This window comes from Streptomyces antimicrobicus (genome assembly GCF_020532625.1).
Classification (GTDB): domain Bacteria; phylum Actinomycetota; class Actinomycetes; order Streptomycetales; family Streptomycetaceae; genus Streptomyces; species Streptomyces antimicrobicus.
Window position 1 is genome coordinate 46846 of record NZ_JAJAUY010000009.1, and the last position, 16868, is coordinate 63713.

Below are 16868 nucleotides of genomic sequence, written 5' to 3' on the forward strand. Positions count from 1 at the left end.
CGCGGCGTCCCGCCCGGCCCCGCGTACGGCCCGGCCCCGCGCCCCGCCCGGCTCAGCCGTCCTGCCGGACCTCCGTGTTCTGGCCGACCGTCAGCAGCCAGCGGCCGTCGTCCTGCTTGGTCATCACGTACAGCGGAGTGCCCTCGGAGTCCCCCTCCGGCGCCCGGTAGAGCTGGCGGACCTTGACGGCGGCCACGTCGGGCCGCAGGAACTGCACGTGCGTGGCCTCGTAGAAGACCTCGCCGGCCCAGGAGGCGCCCGGCAGCACCTGCCGGGTGAACGCGGAGACGGCGTCGAAGCCGACGAGGACCTTGCCGTGGGCGGTGGTCCACAGGGCCTCGGGGTGGAAGAGGGCGAGGAACGCGTCGGGGTCCTTGGCCCGTTGGGAGGCCTCGACCTCGGCGACGACCCGGTGGATGGCTGCGATGTCGGCGGCGCGCGCCGTGTTCTCGGTGGTCATGGCAGCCAGTCTGCGACCTCAAGTAATGTCGAGGTCAAGGAGTGTGATCACATGGTGGTCATGACAAGCACTCTCTACCTGCTCTGCTCCGCCGCCCCGCCGGTCTTCGACGTGGCCCACGTGATCGAGGAGGCGCAGGCGCGCGGCTGGGACGTGTGCCTGGGGCTGACCCCGACGGCGGCGCACTGGGTGGCCGGGAGTCTGGACGGACTGGCGGCCCTGACCGGGCATCCGGTGCGCTGGCAGTACAAGATGCCCGGGGAGCCCGACGTCTGGCCCGCGGCGGACGCCGTCCTGTTCGCACCGGCGACGTTCAACTCGGTCAACGCCTGGGCCCTGGGCCTGACCGACCGCTTCGTCGTCGGCGTGGTCGCCGAGGCCCTGGGCAAGGGCACCCCGGTGGTCACGATGCCCTGCACCAACGCGGCCCTGGCCGCCCATCCCCAGTTCGACCAGAGCCTCGCGGTCCTGCGCGGGGCGGGGGTCACCGTCCTCCACGGCGACCAGGGCTTCGTCCCCGGCCCGGCCGGGCCCGACGCACCGGAGTCCTTCCCGTGGGACGTGGCCCTGGGAGCGGTCACTCCGTCCTGACGGACCCGGCCGGCAGAGCCCCCGGCCCCCTACGTCCCCGGGCCGGCCCGGCGCGAACAGCGCCCGGCCCGGCCCGCCCCGGCCCGCAGAGACCCGCCCCGCCCCGCCTAAGCCACCAGCTCGGCGTCCGGCCGGCTCCCCCCGCGCACGCGGTACCACTGCGCCGCGCCGGCCAGCCGGGGCAGCGGCCCCGGCCCCGGGGGGACCGCCGCCAGGCGCCAGACGGTGTCGCTGCGGTACCACATGTCGCCGGCGAGCAGCGCGAACTGACGCGGGCTCACCCAGCCCGGCCGCTCGTCGAGCCCGGTCAGGCACTCCTGCCAGCTCAGGTCCCCGCCCTCGGCGGGGTCGTGCGGCAGGATGCCGTGCCGGGCCAGTTCGGTCATCAGCTCGCCGTTGCGCACCGGCTCCGGGTGGCTGACGTGCAGCACTCCGGCGGGCAGCACCCGCGGCCCGGTCGCCAGGGCCGCGACCACCCGGGCCAGGTCGTCCACGTCGATGTACGAGGCCAGTCCGCGCCCGCCGGCCCAGCTCCCGGGCAGCCGCCGGAAGGCGTCCACCAGCGCCGGCACCGCCCAGCGGTCCCCCGTCCCGGTCACCAGCCCGGCCCGCAGCACGGTCCCGCCGGCCGCCAGCACCGGCGACTCGCCGGCGAGCCGGCTGCGGCTCGCCGGGGAGACCGGGGCCGGCCGGACCTCCCCGACCTCCGGACCCCGATGGGGCCCGGGGCCGTACACCGCGCAGGTGGACAGGTGGACGATCCGGTGCACACCCGCCCGCCGCGCCTCCGACATCAGTGCTCTCGTCCCGCGGTCGTTCACGACCGCACACTGTTGCGCGTCGGGGCCGACGTACGACGCCAGCGACAGCAGCGTCCTCGCCCCCTCGCACGAACCGCGCAACGACTGCGGCACCCCCAGGTCCACCCCCTGCGCCCGCGACAGCAGCCGCACCTGCGCGCCTTGCTCGCGCAACTGCCGTACCACTGCCGAACCGACGAATCCGGTCCCGCCGCTCACCACGATCATGGCGCCCCCCAAGACACTCGACCGAGCCTCGACCCGTACTCGACAAAAAAAAGAACATTCTCTATGTTACGGAGGCCGCCGCACCGTTGCACCGCCCTTCGGCCAATCCCACGAACGACGTCCATGGGGGGACCCAGTCGTGATCTCGTCTGTCGGCACCACCGCTCCGGCGCCCGCCCGCCCCGTCCTGACCCGCCCGGTCGCCCGCGAGTACGTCCACAAGGCGGCCCACAGCGAGGTCCTCCTGACCGGCTGGCGGGCCGTCGGCCAGGACCTCTTCGTCGTCACCGCCCAATGGCCGCGCGACCACGCCTTCTACGCGACCGTCGACGGGCAGCACGATCCGCTGCTCCTCGCCGAGACCGTCCGCCAGGCGATCCCGCTGCTCAGCCACGCCGCGTACGGGGCGCCTTTCGGCCACCGGCAGATCTGGGACCGCTTCGTCCACGCCGTGGACCCGGCCGTCCTGGCCGTCGGCGACGCCCCGACGGAGCTCGAACTGCACATCTCCTGCACGGACGTCAGCCGTCGCGGGCACCGCCTCGCGGGCCTGACGATGAACGTCGGATTCGTGCGCGAGGGCCGGCTGCTCGGCGGCGCCGAGGCGGTCTTCACCAACCAGTCGCCCGCCGTCCACGAGCGGCTGCGCCCCGGCTACGCCGACCTGGACGAGCTGCACACGGCGGTGCTGCCGCCGGCCCCGCCGGTCGTCGCGCACCTGGTGGGCCGGGACCGCGCCCGCGACGTGGTGCTCGCCGCGAGCGACCGCCCCCACCGCTTCCAGCTGCGCGCCGACCTCTCGCACCCCACGCTGTTCGACCACCCGGTCGACCACGCGCCGGGCATGCTGCTGCTGGAGGCCGCCCGCCAGGCCACGCACGCCGCCGCGCACCCCGCCACGGCCCGGATCCTCGGCATGGACGCCGAGTTCCTCCGCTACGTCGAACTCGACGCGCCCTGCTGGATCGAGACCAGCGTGACCCCGCGGGCCTGGGACCCCTCCGACCGCCTCCAGGTCCACGTCACGGCCCGCCAGAACGACCGGACCGTCTTCACGGCCACCACCACGGCGGCCACCAGCGCCACAGAACTGCGCTGCGTCTCCTGAACGTCCTCATCTGCCCGGATCGATCAGGAACGGAGAAGCGCGGGGCCGGGAACCGCCCCTAGCCTGCTCCCCATGGACATCACCATTCACACGACGTTCCTCCCGCACGACGACCCGGACGCGTCCCTCGCCTTCTACCGCGACGTCCTCGGCTTCGAGGTCCGCAGCGACGTCGGGCAGGGCAGGATGCGCTGGATCACGGTCGGCCCGGCCGGTCAGCCGGGCACGTCGATCCTCCTGGCGCCGCCCGCCACCGATCCGGGCGTCACCGAGGACGAGCGCCGCACGATCACCGAGATGATGGCCAAGGGCACCTACGGCTGGATCCTGCTGGCCACCCCGGACCTCGACGCCACGTTCGAGAAGGTGCAGGCCGGTGACACCGAGGTCGTCCAGGAGCCGACCGAGCAGCCGTACGGCGTCCGCGACTGCGCCTTCCGCGACCCCGCGGGCAACCTGGTCCGCATCCAGGAAGTGCGCTGACCCGCGCGGGCGGGGAAGGGGAGGGTCCCATGTGCAAGCCCGAGTGGCGGCGCGCCCGCGTCCAGGCGCAGCGGCTCGCCGATCTCGCGCGGCTGCGCCGCGTCCGCGACCGGATCGACCGGGAATACGCGCAGCCGCTGAACGTGGAGGCGCTCGCCCGCGACGTCAACATGTCCGCCGGGCACCTCAGTCGGCAGTTCCGGGCCGCCTACGGCGAGTCGCCGTACGCGTACCTGATGACGCGCCGCATCGAACGGGCGACGGCGCTGCTGCGGCGGGGCGACCTCAGCGTCACCGAGGTCTGCTTCGCGGTCGGCTGCGCCTCCCTCGGCACGTTCACCACCCGCTTCACCGAGCTGGTCGGCATGCCGCCCGGGGCCTTCCGGCGCCAGGCGGCGCAGGCGACGGCCGACCGTGCCGATGCCGCGGGCCCGGACGGCGACGCGGGGCCGGCGATCCACGGGGAGGGCATGCCGGCGTGCGTGGCGAAGCAGGTCTCCAGACCGGTCAGGAATCGAGAAGCCCCGGCCGGTGCCCGACCCCTAGCGTGAGGGGCATGGCAACCACCACTTCCTCCGCAGCCACCACGTCCCTCGCGTCCGTCACCCTCGAGGTGGCCGACCCCGAAGCCGCCCGCCGCTTCTACCGCGCCTTCGGCGTGGAGCCGTACGTCCGGCTGCGGCGGTCCGAGGCGGGTTCCACCGGGTTCCGGGGCTTCACCCTGGGGCTCACGGTGTCCGGGCCGGCCACCGTCGACGGCTTCCTCGGGGCCGCCGTGGCCGCCGGCGCCACGGTCCTCAAGCCCGCCGCGAAGTCGCTGTGGGGCTACGGCGGCGTCGTCCAGGCGCCCGACGGGACGATCTGGAAGATCGCGACCTCGGCGAAGAAGGACACCGGCCCCGACACCCGCGAGATCGACGAGGTCGTCCTGCTGCTCGGCGTCGAGGCCGTGAAGGCCACCAAGCAGTTCTACGTCGAACGGGGCCTGACCGTGGCCAAGAGCTTCGGCAGCAAGTACGTCGAGTTCGCCCCCGGCCGGTCCGGCAGCCCCGTCAAGCTGGCGCTGTACAAGCGGCGTGCCCTGGCCAAGGACCTCGGCGTCCCCGCCGACGGCTCGGGCTCGCACCGCATCGTCCTCGGCGGCGCCCCCGACTCCTTCACCGACCCGGACGGCTTCGCCTGGGAGCCCGCCGCGCCGCTCGCCCCCCTCCCGTCCTGACCGCTGACCGCCGACCAGGAGAAGACCATGAAGTTCCGGTCCTACGTCGAGCCGCCCGAGCCCATGCGGGGCCTGGAAGTTCCCCCCGAGGTGGTGGCGGCGCTCGGAGGGGGCCCGCGGCCGCCGGTGACGATCACCCTCAACGGGCACTCCTGGAAGAGCCGGGTCGCCCTCCTGCGCGGCCGCCACCTGCTCGGCCTCAGCCATGCCCACCGGCGGGCCGCGGGAGTGGCGGTCGGCGACGAGGTCGAGGTCGCAGTCGAGCTCGACACCGAGCCGCGCGTCGTCGTCGAACCCGCGGACCTCGCCGAGGCCCTGGACGCGGACCCGGTCGCCCGCGCCGCCTACGACGACCTCGCGTACAGCCGCAAGCGCGAGCACGTGCGCGCCGTGGAGAGCGCGAAGAAGCCCGAGACGCGCCGCCGACGCATCGAGAAGACCGTCGCCACCCTGCGGGGCTGACCCCGCGGAGCGGCCCCGCACGGCAGGACGAACCCACCCCGACCCGCGCCCGTCCGGCCCGCGAGGGCCTAGCCCGCGCCGGCGCGGCCGCGTCCGGGGTGCAGCCCCGACAGCTTGTCGGGGTTGATCTGGAAGCGCAGGTGCTGGACCAGCCCGTCCTCGGTCAGGTCGAAGGTGACCGCCCCCACCGGCACCCCGGCCACACTGAACAGCACGCCCTCCTCGCCGTTGATCGGCGCCGGTTCCATGGCCACGCCCCGCAGTTCCGGCTTGGCCAGCACCCCCATCAGCCAGCGCGCCACGTGGTCCGTGCCGTACAGCGGCCGGCGGGCGGCCCTGACCTTGCCACCGCCGTCGGACCAGGCGATCACGTCGGGGGCCAGCAGCTCCATCACGGCCGCCAGGTCCCCGCCGGCGCAGGCCGCCAGGAACCGCTCGGTCACCTCGTGCCGCCGCCCGGCGTCGGTGTCGAACCGCGGCCGCCGGGCCTGCACGTGCGCACGGGCCCGGTGCGCGGTCTGCCGTACGGTCGCCTCCCCGCGGTCGAGGACCCCGGCGATCTCGGCGTACGCGTACCCGAACACCTCGCGCAGCACGAACACCGCCCGCTCCAGCGGGCTCAGCGTCTCCAGCACCACCAGCAGCGCGGTCGACACGCTGTCCGCCACCTCCGCCCCCTCCGCGACGTCGGGCGCGGTGAGCAGCGGCTCGGGCAGCCACGGCCCGACGTACGCCTCGCGGGTGGCGCGGGCCGAGGTCAGCCGGTTCAGCGACAGGTTGGTGACCGTCCGCACCAGGTACGCGCGCGGGTTGGCCACCGCCGCCCGGTCGGCCTTGTCCCAGCTGAGCCAGGCGTCCTGGAGCACGTCCTCGGCGTCGGCGACACTGCCGAGCATCCGGTAGGCGGTGCCGAACAGCAGCCGCCGGTGCGCGGTGAAGACTTCGAGGGCGTCGCTCTGCGGTTCCTCGCTCATGACGTCACATTCTCCGTCCGCCGTCCTGTCCATGGGACAGCGGCCCCGCGGCAGACGTGACACGCGCGGGGGATCAGCGCGCGGCGGTCGCCGCCACGAACAGCTCCGTCCGCACCCGCACCGCCACCGGCCCCTGCGCGATCGTGCGGGTCAGCTTCGCCCCGATCGGGGTCCGCGTCACCAGCGAGGCCGCCCCCGCCCGCAGGTACGAGGCGACCGGCCCGGCCGAGGGCCCCAGCATCGCCCGCGCCTGCATCACCTGCATCCGGTGGATCCGCGCCGCGACCGGCGCGCGCTCGGCGGCGTACCGTTCCAGCGGCTGCCCCCGCACCAGCAGCGGATGCAGCACCGCCGCGTCCTGGAGGGCCAGGTTGATGCCCTGGGCCCCGATCGGCCCGTGCGTGTGGGCCGCGTCCCCGATCAGGACCACCCCCTCGCGCCACCACCGCGTCGCCTGCGCCGCGAACACGTCGAGCAGCGTCAGCTGCGACAGCGACGTCAGCTGGGCCCGCACCAGGTCGGCGAGCTCCGGCAGGACGGCGGCCAGCTCGTCGCGGATCGCGCCGATGCCCCGGGCGACGGCCCGGCTCCAGCCGCCGTGCGGCAGGGTCCAGCCGATCCGCAGCCGGTCGGGGTAGGCGTCGTGCACCAGCACCGCGCTGCCGCCCGCCCGGTGCACCCGTACCGCGCCGGTGGCCCGGCCCGGGGCGTCCAGCGCGCACCAGACCACGTCCTGCGCGAAGGACTCCGACCGCCCGGCGCCGATCCCGGCCAGCGCCCGGGTGCGGGAGAACCGCCCGTCCGCCCCGACCACCACCGGCGCCCGCACCGCCACCCGCCCGCCGGCCGGGCCGCGCAGCACCGCCCCGGCGTACGGGCCGCCCGGCCGCCGTTCGGTGAGCTCCACGACGCGGTGCCCCTCCAGGTACGTGAACCCGGACAGGGCCCGGCAGGCCCCGAGCAGCTCGGCCAGCAGGTGCGGCTGCGGCAGCGCGAGCAGGTGGTCGTACGGGCCGCCCAGGCGCCGGTAGTCGATGTCGAGCAGCGTCCGGTCGCGCTCGCGCACCTGGAAGCGGTCCAGCACGCACGCCCCGCGTGCCCGGGCCGGTACGAGCACGCCCAGCTCGTCGAGGATCCGCTGCCCGCCGGGCTGCAGGATCTCCCCGTGGAACTCCCGGCGCAGGCTCACCGACTTCTCCGCCAGCACCACCCGCAGGCCGGAGCGCAGCAGCATCAGCGTCAGGGCCAGCCCGCCGGGCCCGGCCCCCACCACGCAGACGTCCGCGTCGAGGGCGGGGCGGGTGCGAGGCCGGTCGCCGGCGCCGGGGCCGGGGCCGTCCGGCACGTCAGACCCCCGCCCGCGCCGACAGCGCGGCGTTGATCATCTCCAGGTACCGCCGCGGGGTGTCCGCGTCGCCGAGTTCCTCCTCGTCGAGCTGGACGTCGTAGTCGCGTTCGATCCGGCTGGTGGTCTGGATCAGGGAGATGGAGTCGTAGTTCAGGTACACCCAGTCCTGGTCCAGGACCGCCGGGTCCGTCATGTCGATGCCCTCGCTGTCGCCGGCGCACTCGCTCAGCAGCCGTGCCAGGTCGGCCAGTTCCAGCGGCCCCCGCGCCCGGTGTTCGCTCTCGCCCATGTCCGTGTCCTCCGTCGTCGTTCGTGGTCCGGCGTGGTCTCAGGCCGCCCGTACGACGGCCGCCGCGTTGAAGCCGCCCCGCCCGCGGGCCAGCACCAGGGCGGTGCGCAGCCGGGCCCGCCGGGGGGCGCCGGTCACCAGGTCCAGCGGGCAGTCGGCGGCCGGCCGTACGGTCCCGGTCGTCGGCGGGATCACCTGGTCGCGCAGGGCCAGCAGCGCCGCCGCGAGGTCCAGGGAGGCCCCGCCCGCCGAGAGCCGGCCGGTCATCGTCTTCGGCGCGGTCACCGGCACCCCGCGCGGCCCGAACAGCCCGGCCAGCGCCTCGGCCTCGGCGCGGTCGGCCGCCCGCTCGCCGGCCGCGTCGGCGAGCACCACGTCGACGTAGGCCGGCCCGATCCCGGCCTCGGCCAGCGCCTGTTCGGCGGCGGCGCGCAGCCGGGGCGCGGCCGGGTCGGCGTCGAACGTCGAGGCCTGCCCGGCGATCGTCCCGTACACCCGGCGCGCCCCGCGGGCCCGCGCGGACTCGGCGTCCTCCAGCACCAGCAGCGCCCCGCCCTCGCCGACCACGTGGCCGTCGGCCCGCTCGTCGAACGGCAGGTACGCCGCCGCGGGATCCTCGCTCGTGGTCATCGCCCCGCCCGCCAGGTGCGCCGCCCAGCCCCACGGGCACAGCGCCGACTCCAGGCCGCCGGCCACCACCAGGCGGGCCCCCTTGCGCAGGTGGCGGCGGGCCTGGGCCACCGCGTCGAGGCCGCCCGCCTGCTCGCTGACCAGCACCCCGCTGGCGCCGCGCAGGCCGTGCCGGATGGAGATCTGGCCGCTGTTGACGGCGTAGAACCAGGCGAAGGACTGGTACGCGCTGACGTACTGGCTGCCCTGGCTCCACAGCGCCTGGAGCTCGCGCTGACCGAACTCGAAACCGCCGGAGGAGGCGGCGGTCACCACCCCGGCGCCGTACTCGGGCAGGTCCGCCGGGTCCACCTCGGCGTCGTCCAGGGCCTCCTTGGCGGCGGCCAGCGACAGCCGCGTCACCCGGTCGGTCTGCGGCAGCAGCCGGGACGGCACATGGTCCTCGTCGACGAAGCCGGGCACCTCGCCGGCCAGCCGGGACGGGTAGCCGGAGGCGTCGAAGCGGGTCAGCGGGCGGATCCCGCTCTCGCCGCGCAGCACGGCCCGCCACCAGGCGCCGGTGCCCAGCCCGTTGGGGGCGGCCACCCCGATCCCGGTCACGACGGTCGCGGTCATCGAGCCTCCTCGGCGGTGGGTCCTTCGGCGGGTCCTTCGGCAGGTCCTTCGGCAGATCGTTCGGCGGGTCCTTCGGCGGGGAACGCGTGCCGCCGCGGCCGGGCCAGCACCATGGCGCTGTGGAAGCCGCCGAAGCCGCTGCCGAGGGTCAGCACCACGTCGGTCGGGTGCTCCCGCGCGGTCAGCGGCGTGTAGTCGAGGTCGCAGGCCGGGTCCGGCTCGTGCAGATTGGCGGTCGGCGGCACGGTGTTGTGCTCGATGGCCAGCACCGACGCCACGCTCTCCAGCGCGCCGACGGCTCCCAGCGAGTGCCCGATCATCGACTTGACGGCGCTGACCGGGACCCGGTACGCGTGCCCGCCGAGGGCCAGTTTCAGCGCCGCGGTCTCGTGGACGTCGTTCTGCTTGGTGCCCGAGCCGTGGGCGTTGACGTGGTCGACGGCCGTCGGCTCCAGCCCGGCCTCGCGCAGCGCGATCCGGATGGCCTCGCCCATCTCGGCGCCGTCGGTGCGCAGTCCGGTCATGTGGTAGGCGTTGTTGGTCGCGCCGAACCCGAGGACCTCGGCGTAGGCGTGCGCCCCGCGGCGCCGGGCCCGCTCGTACTCCTCCAGCACGAGGACGGCGGCGCCCTCGGCGAGGACGAAACCGGCCCGGGTCCGGTCGAAGGGCCGGGAGGCGGTGCCGGGGGTGTCGTTGTGCCGGGACGTGGCCTTGACGGCGTCGAAGCAGGCCGCGGTGATCGGGCTCAGCGGCGCCTCGCCGGCCCCGGCCAGCATCACCTCGGCGCTGCCCTCGCGGATCAGCTCCACGGCGTGCCCGACGGCGTCCATCCCGGCGGTGCACCCGGTGGACACCACCGACACCGGCCCCTCGGCACCGGCGCTGCGGGCGACCTCGGCGGCCACGGCGGCGGGCGTGAACCAGTCGCACAGCCGGCCGGCGGGCCCCCGGTCGACCAGCCACCGGCCGCCGCCCCCGCTGAGCCTGCGGTACTCGGCGTCCATCGCCGAGGCCGAGCCCAGCGCGGTCCCCAGGCACACCCCGGCCCGCGGGCCGGGCAGCCGCGCCAACCCGGCATCGGCCAGGGCCTCGGTGGCGCACGCCAGCGCGAACTGCGTGACCCGGTCCAGCTCCACCGGCACCCCGCAGGCGACGGGATCGAAGTCCACCTCGCCGGCCACCCGGGAGCGGAAGCCGACGGCGTCGAAGCGGGTGACCGCGCGGGTCGCCGTACGCCCGGAGGTCAGCAGCGCCCAGAACTCCTTGACCCCGACGCCGCCGGGCGCGACCACGCCGAGGCCCGTGACCACGACCCGCCGCGGGCTCACCGCGCACACCGTGCCACGACCCGCACGGCCCGCCCCACCATCCGGGGCAGCGCCGCGTCCCGCACGAAGAAGTGCCCGCCCGGCACCGTACGGCGCACGAACCGGCCCGTGGTCCACCGCCGCCACCCGGCCACCGCCCCGGGCCGCCCCAGCGGGTCCTCGCGCCCGGCGACGGCGAGCAACGGCGCGTCCACGGGGCCGTCGGCGGCGCCCCGCAGCGCGGCGGCGAGGGCGAGGTCGTCGCGCAGCACGGGCAGCACCGACCGGTGCCACACGTCTCCGGCCCGCACCCCTTCGGGCACCGCCCCGCACCGCGCCAGCAGCGCGACCAGTGCGGCGTCGTCCAGCCCGGCACCGCCCACGAGCGCGGCCACCGCGTCGGGCGGCGGCAGCGCCCCTACGCCGAGCAGCGCGGGCGGCTCCAGCCCCACGTCCCCGGACGCCCGGGCCAGGGTGTACGCGACGAGCCCGCCCAGACTGTGCCCGTAGAGCGCGTAGGGCTCGTCCCCCACCACGGCGGCGATGCCGCTCAACTCCCGCAGCAGTCCGTCCCGCCCGACGACGCGCGGCTCCCGCCGCCGCCGGTCCCGCCCGGGCAGCAGCCAGGGCACGACGTCCACGCCGGGCCCGATCAGCTCGGGCCACCGGTGAAAGGCCGAGACCCCGGCCCCGGCATGCGCGAAACACACCACCTTCACCAGCCCACCACCTCCAGCCACTTCCCCCACCATGGCGCGCGGGACTGGAGCCCCTCTGGAGCGCCGGGGGGACGGCCCCCGCCCGCAGCGGCACGGGCGGGGGCCGGCGGCCGGGCGCCGGTTCAGGGCCGGGTCACGACCGCCCCGCGAACGCCTTGGTGAACGCCAGCGGTGCCTGCAGGATCGACGAGCACGTGGGGTCGGCGTGGTTCTTGGCGCCGCCCGGGCACTGCTGGTCCCGCGCGCCCGACCACATGGCCAGCCACGCCAGGCCCTTGGCGCGGGCGAAGTCCGCCAGTTGCGTGGCGTCCTCGACCGTGAAGATCTCGCCGGCCACGTCGTTGACCCCGATCATCGGCGTGACCGCGACCGTCCTCCACGCCTCCGCGTCCGACAGGCCCAGCACCCCCTTGATCTGCGCCTGGGTCGCCGTTGCCGCCTGGACGGCGTAGCCGCCCATGTCGCCGCTGTAGGCCGGCCCGTAGTCCATCGCCATGATGTTGACGGCCGAGATCCGTACGCCGTTGCGCCGGGCGTCGGCCAGCAGGTCGACGCCCGGCTGGGTCAGGCCCTCCGGCATGACGGGCAGGGTGAAGGACACGTCGAGCCCCGGGTGCTGGCGCTGGAGCATCGCGACGGCCTGGGCGCGCCGGGTGTTGGCGGCCGTGTCGGGCAGGGCCGCGCCCTCGATGTCGAAGTCGGCCTTGGTCAGCCCGTAGGCGTCCACGACCTTGCCGTACGCCGCTGCCAGCTCGGTCGCCGAGGAGCAGGCCAGGGCGAGTTCGGAGCCGGCCGCGCCGCCGAAGGAGACCCGGACGTCGCCGCCCTTGGCGCGCAGCGCCGCGATCTGGGCCGCGACCCGGTCGGAGCCGAGCGCGGTGGTGCCGCCCCACAGCGGGTTGCAGCCGCCGCCGGAGGTGATGAAGGCCAGGTTGAACTCCTTCACCCCGGTGCTGTCGGCCGTCGCCAGCAGGTCGTAGGCGGGGTGGAGCGAGGTGTCGACGTACGGCGCGAACCGGGTCGCCCCCGACGGCCGCGTCGCCGTCGCGGTCGGGACCGGGACCGGGCTCACCGGCGCGGTGGGCGTGGCGGTGGCCGTGGCGGTCGGCCTCGGCGACGCCGTGGACGTCGGGGCCGCCGTCGGGCTCGTCGTCGGGGTCGTCGTCGGACGGCCGCTCGGTTGCGGCGCCGGCTCGCCGGAGACGGAGCACTTCACCTTGTTGATCAGGCAGCCCGTCGGGTTGCCCGCAGTGCCCTGCGCCGCGGTGACGAAGCCGACGGTGGTGGAGGCTCCCGCGGCCAGCCCGCCGCTCGCCCAGCTCGGCGGCCTGACCGTCACGTGGCTGCCGCTCACGGTCTTCTCGCCGTTCCACAGCGAGGACAGGGTCGTCCCGGCCGGAAGGTCGAACTCCAGCGTCCAGTCGTCCAGCGCCTGCCCGCTGTTGTTGGTGATGACGTACTGGCCGGTGTACCCGGTGGACCAGCTGCTGGCCCGGGTGAACGCGGCCCCCACGGACGCGGCCTGGGCCGTGCCGGTGAGGGCGAGCGCGGCGCCGGCGACGGTGGCGGTGAGGGCCAGCGCCCCGGCCGCCGCCTTGGCCTTGCCGCGTGCGCCGGACGTACGGCGGTGGGAATGGGATGTTCCGGTCATGGCTGCGGTGCCTGCCCAATCGGTGCGGTGACGGGTGACGGAGCAGCACGCTAGCGATCCGGAATCGGACAAACCGGCAGGTCACGGCCTCGGGTGGAGAACTTGAGGCCCGCTTAAGGAAGCCATCGGGGAGGGTTAACAGGAAGGGCCCTGCCGAAGAGCTTCCGCTCGTCGGCAGGGCCCCGTGGCCCGCGGCTCACGCCTCCTGGGGCTTACCAGCCGCCGGACCCGATCTCCTTGCGGGCGCCCAGCCCGGTCCCGGTGCCCGGGTACAGGAACAGCTTCCCGGTCGAGTTCTGCACGGCCACCAGGTCGTCGGACTTGCTGGTGTTCAGCAGGTCGCCGCCGATCAGGTCGGACATCCCGTTCCAGCCGCCGGAGCCGATCTCGATGCGCGGGCTCAGGTACCCCCGGTCGCCCGGGTACATGAACAGCTTGCCGGTGGACTTCTCGACCGCGACGAGGTCCTGGCGGCCGCTGTTGTTGAGGTCCATGCCGGTCAGGTTGGACATCCCGTTCCAGCCGCCCGAGCCGATCTCCTTGCGGGCGCCCAGGCCGGAGCCGGTGCCCGGGTACAGGAACAGCTTGCCGGAGGACTTCTCCACCGCCGCGATGTCGGCCACGCCGTCGCCGTTGAGGTTGAGCGCGGTCAGATCGGCCATGCCGTTCCAGCCGCCGGAGCCGATCAGGACGCGGTCGGAGCCGGCCGCGATCGTCGAGTTGTCGTTGCCCTTGTAGAGCCACAGCTTGCCGGTGGACTCCTCCACCGCGACGATGTCGTCCTTGCCGTCCTTGGTGAAGTCGCCGCCCACCAGGTTCGACATGCCGTTCCAGCCGCCCGCGCCGATCAGGACGCGGGCGGAGCCGCTGGCGATCGTGCCGTTGGCGTTGCCCTTGTACATCCACAGCTTGCCGGTGGACGCCTCCACACCCACCACGTCGAGCACGCCGTCGCCGTTGAGGTCGGCCGAGGCCAGGTCGGTCATGCCGGTACCGCCGCCGGTGCCGCCACCGGGGCCCTCGGGCTTCGGGTCCGGGGTCGGGTCGGCGCAGTTCTTGCTGGTCAGCGAGGCCGTCGGGTAGAAGGCGGTGCCGTTGAAGGTGGTGCGCGCGTCGGTTCCGTAGTGCCGCTGCTCGTAGTGCAGGTGGGCGCCGGTCGAGTTGCCGGTGCTGCCGACGATGCCGATCTGCTGGCCGGCGCTCACCTTCTGGCCGTCGGACACCTTGAAGCCGTTGAGGTGGGCGTAGACGGTGCTCCAGCCGTCGCCGTGGTCGATGACCACGAACTTGCCGTAGCTGCGGTTGCCGACGTCCTTGACGCGGGCGGTACCGGAGGCGCTGGCCAGCACGGGCCGGTTCAGGGTGTCACCGCCGTCGGTCCAGTCGATGGCGTAGGCCGAGGGGCTGTGGCCGGAGCGGGAGGCACCGCGCCAGGTCTCGCCGCACTTGAACGGCATCTGGAACTTGGGCCGGTCGCTGGAGGCGAAGGCGGCCATCGGCGTCGCCGCGTACTCGGACGGCAGGCCCATGTCCTCGACGGTCAGGGCCTCCATGTCGCCGTGGAAGTCGTCGGCGATGTCCTCGGCGTTGGCGCCGCTGATGGACAAGGTGGTGGCGGCGATGGTGGCGCACAGCAGACCGGTGGCGATCCGCACGGGCTTCGACATGAACTTCTTGATCATGATGACAGGTCCAAACCGGCACAGGGGGTGCCAAGAAAAGGGGGGTGAGGGAAGAAGACGAAGGGGGTGGGGGAGGGCAGGAAGGAGCGAGCGGCAGAGGAGGAAAAAAGGGGGGGTGGAGGCAGCGGCCTACCAGCCGCCCGAGCCGATCTCCTTGCGGTCTCCCAGACCCGACCCCGTGCCGGGGTAGAGGTAGAGCTTGCCGGTGGACTTCTCCACGCCGACCAGGTCGTCGTAGGCGTTGGAGGTGAAGTCGCCGCCGATCAGGTCGTTCATGCCGTTCCAGCCGCCCGAGCCGATCTCCTTGCGGGCGTCCAGACCGGAGCCGTTGCTCTTGTAGAAGAAGAGCTTGCCGCTGGCGGACTCGGCGCCGACCACGTCGGTCCTGCCGTCGTTGTTCACGTCCATGCCGACCAGGTCGTGCATGCCGTTCCAGCCGCCGGAGCCGATCAGGACGCGGGCGCTGCCGCCGCTGATCGCGCCGGCGCCGTTGCCCTTGTAGAGCCAGAGCTTGCCGGTGGACCGCTCGACGCCCACGACGTCGTTCTTGCCGTCGCCGTTGAAGTCGCCGCCGATCAGGTCGTGCATCCCGTTCCAGCCGCCCGAGCCGATCTCCTTGCGGGCGCCCAGACCGGACCCCGTACCGGGGTAGAGGTAGAGCTTGCCGGTGGACTCCTGGGTGGCGACGATGTCGTCCTTGCCGTCGCCGTTGTAGTCGGCGGCCGCGAGGTTGGACATGCCGTTCCAGCCGCCCGAACCGATCTCGACACGGGCGGACCCGCTGGAGATGGTGCCGTTGGTGTTGCCCTTGTACAGCCAGAGCTTGCCGGTGGAGGCCTCCACACCCACCACGTCGTCGACGGAGTCGCCGTTGATGTTCGCGGCGACCAGATCGGTCATGCCGGCGGAGGGCTTGGTGGGCGGGGTAGTGTCGGCGTCGTCGACGATGTTCTTGTAGCGGACCGGGGCGTACGGGCCGTAGCCCGGGTAGTACGGGTAGTCGTAGATGCGGTGGTGCACGCCCGACGGGGTGAAGTCGAAGCCCCAGTACTTGCTGTGGTCGCTGTTGGCCCACTTCTCGAACAGCACGACGTGACCGCCCGAGCCGCCGTCGTTGTCGAGGAGGGCATCGCCCGCCTTGAGGTCCGACTTGCTGATCGAGTACACGACACCGCGCGGCTCGAAGGTGTCGGTGGTCAGCGAGGAGTCCAGGTCCCAGGCCATCGAGACGTAACCGGAGCAGTCGGTGCGGTAGCCGCCGTGCCGGCCGCCCCAGTCGTAGTCCAGACCGATGCCGACCCAGCTCCGGGCCCGCTCGATGACGGTGCTGCGGGATATCTTCGAGGTGGCCGCCGAGTACGCGAAGCCACGCATCTCCTCGGCGACGGGCGCTTCCGCGCCCTGACCGGTGCTGCCGTAGTCGGGGTTGTCGGCCGGCCCGGCGACGGGCTCGGCGGCGGCGGTCACGGGCGCCGGGGCCGGAGCGGCGTTGGCGGCCGAGTTCAGCGCGACGACGCCGGCGGTGGAGGCGGCGACGGCCAGCAGGGCCGCGACGGCGGTGCGGCGGGGCGTACGGGCGGTGCGAGGCATGGGTGTACTCCGGTTCGTGGTGCGGTGAGTCGAGGGGTCCGCCCGCCGGGCGCGAGGGCCCGGGGCGCCGAGGGCCGGGAGCCGGTGCGAAGGGCACACGCTCGACCGGCCGGCGGTGCGGCGGCGGAGAGGACGCGAAGGAAGAGGGGACGTTCGGAGGACAGCTGTCCTGCAGGCACAGCGGTCCCGAAGCCATCGGGGTGGGCGCGCCGGGGCGCGCGTCGAGGAGGGACGGTGGAGCCCGGGGGCCGGGGGTCGGGGGGCCGGGGGTCGGGGGGCCGGGGGCGCGTCAGGTCAGAACGCGCCGGTGATCAGGTGGGACTGCCGACCGTCGCGGCAAGGGGCGCGGTCCCGGCGGTCCGCTCCAGCGGCACGGCCGAGGCCATCGGGGCGACGGAGGTGATGCCGATCGTGAGGGCGATGACCGCGGCGGCCCGAAGAAGTCCAGTACGCATGGCGAGGGTTCCTCCCGGAACACATTGGAAGAGCTGATCCGACGACGCTGCTGCCGCCGTGAGGCCGCCACCCGAGACGTCCCGCGGTTGACGTCTGCCAGGGGCTTCCCGGCGGTGTCCCCGAGGTCTCCCTCGCTGACGAGTAATAGCTTCGCCGCTGGTCAGAGCCGTGAGAAGAGAGATCGACTGGCCTGAACCGGCCCTGGCCCAACCCGTCCACACCCACCCGTTTCCAGCCACCCACCCCACCGGAACCA

18 protein-coding genes are annotated in these 16868 nt (G+C 74.2%); 6 read left to right on the forward strand and 12 right to left on the reverse strand.

Annotation, left to right across the window (positions count from 1 at the left end; genetic code table 11):
- Positions 1–52: 52 nt before the first annotated feature.
- Positions 53–460 (reverse strand): SgcJ/EcaC family oxidoreductase, encoded by a 408-nt coding sequence (locus LG632_RS04065; protein WP_226725255.1) that lies wholly within the window; start codon positions 458–460, stop codon positions 53–55.
- A gap of 60 nt (positions 461–520) precedes the next feature.
- Between LG632_RS04065 and LG632_RS04070 the strand changes: the two genes are divergently transcribed.
- Positions 521–1051 carry a flavoprotein gene (locus LG632_RS04070; RefSeq protein WP_226725257.1) on the forward strand — a complete coding sequence of 177 codons (531 nt, stop codon included), beginning with the start codon at positions 521–523 and terminating at the stop codon, positions 1049–1051.
- Positions 1052–1158: 107 nt separating this feature from the next.
- On the opposite strand, the gene LG632_RS04075 is transcribed toward LG632_RS04070, so the two are convergent.
- Positions 1159–2079 (reverse strand): NAD-dependent epimerase/dehydratase family protein, encoded by a 921-nt coding sequence (locus LG632_RS04075; protein WP_226725258.1) that lies wholly within the window; start codon positions 2077–2079, stop codon positions 1159–1161.
- A 139-nt stretch (positions 2080–2218) separates the two neighbouring features.
- Here LG632_RS04075 and LG632_RS04080 point away from each other — a divergent pair, with 139 nt between their 5' ends.
- The 5 genes from LG632_RS04080 to LG632_RS04100 all read left to right on the forward strand — a co-directional run bounded on the left by LG632_RS04080 (position 2219) and on the right by LG632_RS04100 (position 5351).
- Positions 2219–3187, forward strand: coding sequence for a ScbA/BarX family gamma-butyrolactone biosynthesis protein (locus tag LG632_RS04080; RefSeq protein ID WP_226725260.1), 969 nt, complete (start codon positions 2219–2221; stop codon positions 3185–3187).
- 72 nt (positions 3188–3259) lie between these two features.
- A complete protein-coding gene (locus LG632_RS04085) occupies positions 3260–3670 on the forward strand; it encodes a VOC family protein (RefSeq protein WP_226725262.1) in 411 nt (136 codons plus the stop codon).
- A 29-nt stretch (positions 3671–3699) separates the two neighbouring features.
- Positions 3700–4221 (forward strand): helix-turn-helix transcriptional regulator, encoded by a 522-nt coding sequence (locus LG632_RS04090; RefSeq protein ID WP_226725264.1) that lies wholly within the window; start codon positions 3700–3702, stop codon positions 4219–4221.
- Between the two features lie 5 nt (positions 4222–4226).
- Positions 4227–4889 carry a VOC family protein gene (locus LG632_RS04095; protein ID WP_226725265.1) on the forward strand — a complete coding sequence of 221 codons (663 nt, stop codon included), beginning with the start codon at positions 4227–4229 and terminating at the stop codon, positions 4887–4889.
- A 27-nt stretch (positions 4890–4916) separates the two neighbouring features.
- A complete protein-coding gene (locus LG632_RS04100; RefSeq protein ID WP_226725267.1) occupies positions 4917–5351 on the forward strand; it encodes a YdeI/OmpD-associated family protein in 435 nt (144 codons plus the stop codon).
- A gap of 68 nt (positions 5352–5419) precedes the next feature.
- Here LG632_RS04100 and LG632_RS04105 read toward each other — a convergent pair whose 3' ends face one another.
- From LG632_RS04105 to LG632_RS04150, 10 genes are all read right to left on the reverse strand, one after another.
- The gene (locus tag LG632_RS04105; RefSeq protein WP_226725268.1) at positions 5420–6325 is read right to left on the reverse strand and encodes an RNA polymerase sigma-70 factor; all 906 of its coding nucleotides are present in this window, start codon (positions 6323–6325) and stop codon (positions 5420–5422) included.
- 73 nt (positions 6326–6398) lie between these two features.
- Positions 6399–7670, reverse strand: a complete 1272-nt coding sequence (locus tag LG632_RS04110; protein WP_226725270.1) for an FAD-dependent monooxygenase — start codon at positions 7668–7670, stop codon at positions 6399–6401.
- 1 nt (position 7671) lies between these two features.
- Positions 7672–7962: an acyl carrier protein gene (locus LG632_RS04115; RefSeq protein WP_226725273.1), complete on the reverse strand. Its 291-nt coding sequence runs from the start codon at positions 7960–7962 to the stop codon at positions 7672–7674.
- Between the two features lie 39 nt (positions 7963–8001).
- Complete coding sequence (locus tag LG632_RS04120) at positions 8002–9207, reverse strand: ketosynthase chain-length factor (RefSeq protein WP_226725274.1); 1206 nt, start codon at positions 9205–9207, stop codon at positions 8002–8004.
- Positions 9204–10535: a beta-ketoacyl-[acyl-carrier-protein] synthase family protein gene (locus tag LG632_RS04125; protein ID WP_308107912.1), complete on the reverse strand. Its 1332-nt coding sequence runs from the start codon at positions 10533–10535 to the stop codon at positions 9204–9206. Before LG632_RS04125 ends, LG632_RS04120 begins: the two co-directional genes overlap by 4 nt.
- A complete protein-coding gene (locus LG632_RS04130) occupies positions 10532–11233 on the reverse strand; it encodes a thioesterase II family protein (RefSeq protein ID WP_226725276.1) in 702 nt (233 codons plus the stop codon). The genes LG632_RS04125 and LG632_RS04130 overlap by 4 nt, the downstream gene beginning before the upstream one ends.
- Before the next feature lie 133 nt (positions 11234–11366).
- On the reverse strand, positions 11367–12884 hold the full coding sequence (locus LG632_RS04135; RefSeq protein WP_226725278.1) for a glycoside hydrolase family 18 protein: 1518 nt from the start codon (positions 12882–12884) through the stop codon (positions 11367–11369).
- A 212-nt stretch (positions 12885–13096) separates the two neighbouring features.
- A complete protein-coding gene (locus LG632_RS04140; RefSeq protein ID WP_226725280.1) occupies positions 13097–14566 on the reverse strand; it encodes a VCBS repeat domain-containing M23 family metallopeptidase in 1470 nt (489 codons plus the stop codon).
- A gap of 129 nt (positions 14567–14695) precedes the next feature.
- A complete protein-coding gene (locus LG632_RS04145) occupies positions 14696–16156 on the reverse strand; it encodes a C40 family peptidase (protein WP_226725281.1) in 1461 nt (486 codons plus the stop codon).
- A gap of 311 nt (positions 16157–16467) precedes the next feature.
- Positions 16468–16611 (reverse strand): hypothetical protein, encoded by a 144-nt coding sequence (locus tag LG632_RS04150; RefSeq protein ID WP_226725283.1) that lies wholly within the window; start codon positions 16609–16611, stop codon positions 16468–16470.
- Positions 16612–16868: the final 257 nt, after the last annotated feature.